Origin of the sequence: Photobacterium pectinilyticum (assembly GCF_024357955.1) — a bacterium.
GTDB classification, from domain to species: domain Bacteria; phylum Pseudomonadota; class Gammaproteobacteria; order Enterobacterales; family Vibrionaceae; genus Photobacterium; species Photobacterium pectinilyticum.
Genome location: NZ_JANEYT010000176.1, coordinates 1 through 1,535, shown reverse-complemented (window position 1 = coordinate 1,535; position 1,535 = coordinate 1). Strand labels below are relative to the sequence as shown.

The 1,535-nt window shown below is 47.6% G+C and carries 1 protein-coding gene; it reads left to right on the top strand.

Going from position 1 to position 1,535, the window contains the following annotated elements; all coding sequences use genetic code 11:
- Nucleotides 1–359: 359 nt before the first annotated feature.
- A complete protein-coding gene (locus tag NHN17_RS25715; RefSeq protein ID WP_255045518.1) occupies nt 360–1,304 on the top strand; it encodes a replication initiation protein in 945 nt (314 codons plus the stop codon).
- Nucleotides 1,305–1,535 lie beyond the last annotated feature (231 nt).

Genomic DNA, 1,535 nt, shown 5'->3' with positions numbered 1-1,535 from the left:
TAAATAATGGTAAATATAACCATTGATAAAAAATCATAGGCGGGAAACGTCCGTTCGCAACTCACTTAACATAACGCCCGTTAACCGAACTTTGAGAGAGGCTACCTTTTGGTGGCCTTTTGTGTATCTGGGGCGAGTCGAGGGTGTGATGTGATGGCTATCAAGAAAATCGTAGTTAAATTGCGAAGTTAGTATCTGAGGGGTAAGATAAACCCCAGAAAAAACAAAACCCCGAATCTCATCTAATCAACTTGGCGGTAGATAATGAGAATTCAGGGCCAGCAATAATGCTTGAGGTAATTTTAACACATGGATCGTCAAACACAATCCGCACATGACCGCCATAAGCGCAGTTATGTGTGAAAACTGAACACTCAAACGCCATTCTTCTCGATATTTTCGAGTCATTGCCGCATAAGCCGTATTGCACCGATGAACTCGGTGTCACCTACATACGCCCTAAGAAGACGGCGGTTAAGCGAAAATACCTGCAATTAAACCAGCCTAGCATGGTGACTTACCTCGTTTTCGATATTGATCGTAACGGGGCTGTGTTGGCCTGGTATGACGCGAATCTTCCAGCCCCTTGCTGGACTAGCAAGAGCCCCAGAAACGGCCACGGCCATATCGCCTATCGTTTGAAAATCCCGTTCTGCACGTCAGATATTGCCAATATCGAGCCAATTAAATACGCCGCCGCGATTCAGTCCGCCATGATTGAGCGCTTGAAAGCGGATCGCGGGTTTGCTGGGCTATTGACGAAAAACCCAATGCATCCGCATTGGCAGAATGCATTCTGGACAGAATACGAGTACACGCTGGATGAGTTGGCGGATTACCTTGATCTGCGTGGTCACCCGTTACGGGGTATCGAAGCGACAGGCTTAGGCCGTAACTGTGAGCTGTTCGAGACCGTCCGTAAATGGGCCTATAAGGCTATTCGTGAGTATTGGGCACCAAACTATAAGCGGGCATGGAACAGTGCTGTGTATGAGCGTGTTGAAGCGCTGAACGGCCAATTTAATCAACCTCTGCCGGTGTCCGAGGTGAAATCTATCTCAAAATCCATTGCGAATTGGACGTATAAACACTTTACGCCGCAAGGATTCCGCAGGAGTCAGGCGAAGAAAGGGGCTAAGGGTTCAAAAGAGAACAAAGCCAAAGCCGGTTCTATTGGTGGTACGGTGTCTAAAGGTGGCGGTCGTCCGGCAGATGCCCAAAGCGAAAACCAAACTAAACCATGGGAAGAACTTGGTATCAGTCGAAGAACTTACTTCCGTAGAAAGAAAGCCGGACTTCTTTAACGTGACACCAAAACAAGCAGCCTTATCAGATAACAGCCCTTTTTAGGGCTGTTTTTATATCAACGAATGACTTAATCTTTTTCTCTCTTAGTTATGGTCGAGAGGGACGGTGAGTTGCCGAAGGAGCTTGCGACTGAGCCCACTCGGCGGAACACTGACCCGCCTACGGCAGGATCAACAATGCTTATTTGAGAGTGAGGCCATCGAATTTACATTTTGGGGCTCAGGTAC